This window comes from uncultured Eudoraea sp. (assembly GCF_947260015.1).
Taxonomy (GTDB): Bacteria; Bacteroidota; Bacteroidia; order Flavobacteriales; family Flavobacteriaceae; genus Eudoraea.
Genome location: NZ_CAMYOM010000066.1, coordinates 9,539 through 13,457, shown reverse-complemented (window position 1 = coordinate 13,457; position 3,919 = coordinate 9,539). Strand labels below are relative to the sequence as shown.

The following is a 3,919-nucleotide window of genomic DNA, read 5'->3' as shown; positions in this document are numbered from 1 at the left end:
GGGATTTTGAAGACTGGTATAAAAGCGTAGACAGCACAGTTTTCAGAGCCGGGCCTCAAACGCCGGGTGAAAAGATAAAAATGATAGGGAAATTACTTTTCAATGCCAGGATCAGAAATGTAGTGAAGTGTATTAAATGGTTTAAGAAATGCTTTTTTGCTGAAAGACTTCATGGAAAATTTGAAGACAAAGAATTTACCCAAAAATTCTGGGAAGATCACATAGCTGAAGTAAAAGCCTACGTCCCTGAAGACAAATTATTGGTTTATGATGTTCGTGACGGTTGGGGGCCTCTATGCACCTTTCTGGGTGTACCGGAGCCAACTGAACCCCTGCCACATTTAAATAAAAAGGAGAACTTTATGGCTATGCTTCCCAAACTTATGAAAGGGGAAATGGTCTGAATCCATTTATCAATACAAACCAAAAATCACATATGCCCCCGGTGGCTTCAACCACCAGGGGTTTCTTATAATTAAAAGTTACCCTTTTACTGGTAAGTAGCCTTACCATTATGTCTATGATTACCATATCTGCTTCATTGCCTGATATGACCAAAGCATTTTCAACTTTACCAAACGCTGAAAACATGGTAAAGCTTACGCTTTCGTTTCCTGCTCTTTTTATCGCCCTTACTGCCATAATCGCAGGGAAATTCATTGATAAATTTGGAAGATTGCGTCTTTTAGGTGCTGCTTTAATCCTTTACGCGATTGCCGGTAGTTCGGGTTATTGGCTGGACAACATTTACCTTATCCTGGCTGGAAGAGCTTTGCTCGGTATTTGTGTTGGAATTACAATGACAATTGCTACAACGCTCATAGCAGATTATTATCAGGGCAAATCCAGACAAAAATTTGCCGGTTTGCAAATAGCTGTGATGTCATTAGGAGGAATAATGTTCGTTACTCTTGGGGGAGTATTGGCCGATATATCATGGCGAGCTCCTTTTTTACTTTATTTATTTCCTTTGATAATCTTTCCCATGACCAGTTTATTTCTAAAAGAACCTAAAATATTACATACTGCAAAAAGTAAGGATACTTCCGTTAAATCACCTAAAATAATTTGGCTTGTCTTTATAAATGTGATGATTATGTGGATTCTGTTTTTTATTATCCCCGTACAGATACCATTCTATTTAAAATCTATTGGCATTGAAAAAAACACTTTAATTGGAATCGCAATAGCTTCAAGCACTCTTTTCTCAGTGGTTTCCTCGCTTTCATTTTCGCGTATAAAGGACAGATTGAGCTATCAGCAAGTTTTTGGTATTGGCTATTTGTTAATGGCCCTCTCTTTCGCAAGTATTTCCTATGGAGGATCATACGGCATGGTTATGATAGGAATGTTGCTAGCCGGACTGGGTATGGGCCTAATGATTCCTAATGCCAATGTTTGGGTAATGCAATTAGCCCCTGAACAAATTCGGGGTCAGGAAATTGGCAGGTTAACCACATTTTGGTTTATGGGTCAGTTTTTATCTCCTATAATTTTACTTCCTTTTTTAAATATAATCTCGCAATCTCAGTTATTCTCCATATTAACTTATGTAATATTAGGCTTGAGTATTGGATTCTTCCTATATGGGTTTCTTAATAAAAAGAGACCTGGTGGGGCTTAAGGAATAAAACCAGTTCCCGTCAAAAACAAGAATGAGTATAGATTTAATTATACTTTCTAAATATCCATTAACTTAGTGGTTGAGCAACTAATTCTGATGTGATCCTTAAAAAACAAGAAAATCTTCCCAATAAAAAATCCGGCCCCATTGTTGGGATACTCCTTTTTATAGTGTCCTTAATTTTACTGATTGTTACCGGCCCTTTAGGGTTTTTATACGGCATCTTATATTCTTTATTCACAAAAGGCTTTAGGGGTATTGGAGAATATCTATTGAAGATTGCCGTATCTATAGACCAGTTGGGCAATGTATTGATGCAGCATTTGCTCAATGCATTGTGGGTAAAAAGAGGAGGTTACAAATTTGGTAACAGGGATGAAACTATCTCCAGTGCCCTGGGCCGAAATAAAAGACTAGGCACACTAAGTGGTTTTGGGATTTTAATTGATAAAATACTCGACAAATTAGACCCAAACCATTCCCTTAACTCCATCGACTATTATATTGAACCATCACAGGGTGTCCTGGACGTGTTGGCATGGATTCATATTGCAGACAACCGAATCTTATGCACAAGGAGTTCAGGTAAGGATGAATATTATATCCCGGGGGGGAAAAGAGAACCGGGAGAATCTGATACGCAATCTCTTTCCAGAGAAATAAAGGAGGAATTACAGGTAACTTTAGATATTTCTTCATTAAAATTTATAGGAATTTTTGAGGCCTCCGCTCATGGGGTTCAACCCGGTGTCATGGTTCGTATGAGGTGTTACACAGGGGGTTATACCGGGGAGTTGTGCCCCGATTCTGAAATTTCTGAAATGGTATGGCTTAGTTACAATGACAGAAATATGGTATCTGAAGTAGACAAACTTATTTTTAATTTTCTTAATAAGAAAGGATATCTAATATAAAAATCTGGTAAGCCCCAAAAAGTTTTTCGTTACATTTAGTGCCAATTTTATAAACGTATTTATTAATATAAAAACTACAAATGGTAGTATTAGGCATTGATATTGGTGGCTCCGGAATGAAAGGCGCATTGGTAAACTCCGTAACAGGAGAAATGTTGACCGAACGTTTCAGAATCCCTACTCCTGAATCCAGAAAACCACAAGAAATGGCAGAAGTGGTTAAAAAAATTGTAGAACACTTTAATCATAAAGGCCCGGTCGGAGTTGGATTCCCGACAATTATCAGGCGCGGTGTTTGTAAATCCAAAGGAAATTTACATAAATCCTGGGTGAATGTAAATGTAAGAGAACTTTTCAGTGAGGCCACCGGACTTCCTGTAACGGTTATCAATGATGCGGATGCTGCCGGCTATGCAACCATGAATTATGGTATAGGAAAAGGAAAAGAAGGTTTCGTAGTTATGATTACCATCGGAACCGGATTAGGTAGCGGAGCATTTTTTAATGGTGAGCTAATACCAAATTTTGAATTGGGCCAGATTCCTTATAAGAAATACAAAAAAATTGAAACCTGGGCAGCTGCATCTGCAAAGGAAAATGAAGGCCTTAGCTATAAAGAATGGGGGAAACGCTTTAACGTATTCCTAAATTATGTCGATCTTCTAATTTCTCCGGACTTTATCATTTTAGGAGGAGGTACCTCAAAAGAATTTGATGCGTTCAAAGAATACATCAAAATTGATACGCCCGTACTTCCGGCAGAATTAAGAAACCAGGCAGGAATAGTTGGCGCGGCAGCGGCAGCATTGCATGAGGCACCAAGAGATTAAACTAAAATTGAGTTTAATACTTTAAGAAATTTTATTCCTTTTACGGTCAACTTCTTTTAGAAAAACTTTACGCAGGCGTAAATGTTTAGGAGTAACCTCTACATATTCATCTTTTTGAATATACTCCAGGGCTTCCTCCAGAGAAAATTTGATGGCCGGTACTATTTTTGCCTTATCATCTGCCCCTGAAGAACGCACATTTGAAAGTTTCTTGGTTTTGGTAATATTTATTGTCATATCGTCACCTCTGGTATTTTCACCGATAACCTGACCTTCATAAATATCCTCACCAGGATCTACAAAAAATCTACCTCTTTCCTGTAATTTATCAATTGAATAAGGAATTGCCTTTCCATTTTCCATAGAAACCAACGAACCATTTTGCCTTTGAGGAACATCTCCTTTCATTGGTTGGTATTCCAAAAAGCGATGAGCCATAATTGCCTCCCCGGCTGTTGCAGTTAAAAGTTGATTTCGCAATCCAATAATACCACGGGAAGGAATAAGGAATTCACATACCATCCTCTCACCTTTTGCCTCCATGCTGGTCA

The 3,919-nt window shown here is 38.2% G+C and carries 5 protein-coding genes and 1 pseudogene; 4 read left to right on the top strand and 2 right to left on the bottom strand.

All coding sequences use genetic code 11. The annotated features are described in order from the left end of the window. The coding region (locus Q0X66_RS15390) for a sulfotransferase family protein (RefSeq protein ID WP_297707918.1) at positions 1-404 on the top strand (404 nt) is incomplete at its 5' end. On the opposite strand, the gene Q0X66_RS15385 is transcribed toward Q0X66_RS15390, so the two are convergent. Beyond that, positions 382-591, bottom strand: coding sequence for a hypothetical protein (locus Q0X66_RS15385; RefSeq protein ID WP_297707920.1), 210 nt, complete (start codon positions 589-591; stop codon positions 382-384). The two genes, Q0X66_RS15390 and Q0X66_RS15385, sit on opposite strands and share 23 nt — an antisense overlap. Between Q0X66_RS15385 and Q0X66_RS15380 the strand changes: the two genes are divergently transcribed. The 3 genes from Q0X66_RS15380 to ppgK all read left to right on the top strand — a co-directional run bounded on the left by Q0X66_RS15380 (position 515) and on the right by ppgK (position 3,368). After that, positions 515-1,624: an MFS transporter gene (locus tag Q0X66_RS15380; RefSeq protein ID WP_297707916.1), complete on the top strand. Its 1,110-nt coding sequence runs from the start codon at positions 515-517 to the stop codon at positions 1,622-1,624. The two genes, Q0X66_RS15385 and Q0X66_RS15380, sit on opposite strands and share 77 nt — an antisense overlap. A gap of 98 nt (positions 1,625-1,722) precedes the next feature. Then, positions 1,723-2,538, top strand: a complete 816-nt coding sequence (locus tag Q0X66_RS15375) for an NUDIX domain-containing protein (protein ID WP_297707914.1) — start codon at positions 1,723-1,725, stop codon at positions 2,536-2,538. Positions 2,539-2,618: 80 nt separating this feature from the next. Beyond that, complete coding sequence (ppgK, locus tag Q0X66_RS15370; RefSeq protein ID WP_297707912.1) at positions 2,619-3,368, top strand: polyphosphate--glucose phosphotransferase; 750 nt, start codon at positions 2,619-2,621, stop codon at positions 3,366-3,368. A 21-nt stretch (positions 3,369-3,389) separates the two neighbouring features. Here the strand turns inward: ppgK and Q0X66_RS15365 are convergent. Continuing rightward, a pseudogene (locus Q0X66_RS15365) lies at positions 3,390-3,919 on the bottom strand (translational GTPase TypA); the annotation flags it as partial.

Coding starts and splice junctions, on each gene's coding strand:
- ppgK (WP_297707912.1), top strand. CDS start 2,619: ATGGTAGTATTAGGCATTGATATTGGTGGCTCCGGAATGAAAGGCGCA.
- Q0X66_RS15380 (WP_297707916.1), top strand. CDS start 515: ATGTCTATGATTACCATATCTGCTTCATTGCCTGATATGACCAAAGCA.
- Q0X66_RS15385 (WP_297707920.1), bottom strand. CDS start 591: ATGTTTTCAGCGTTTGGTAAAGTTGAAAATGCTTTGGTCATATCAGGC.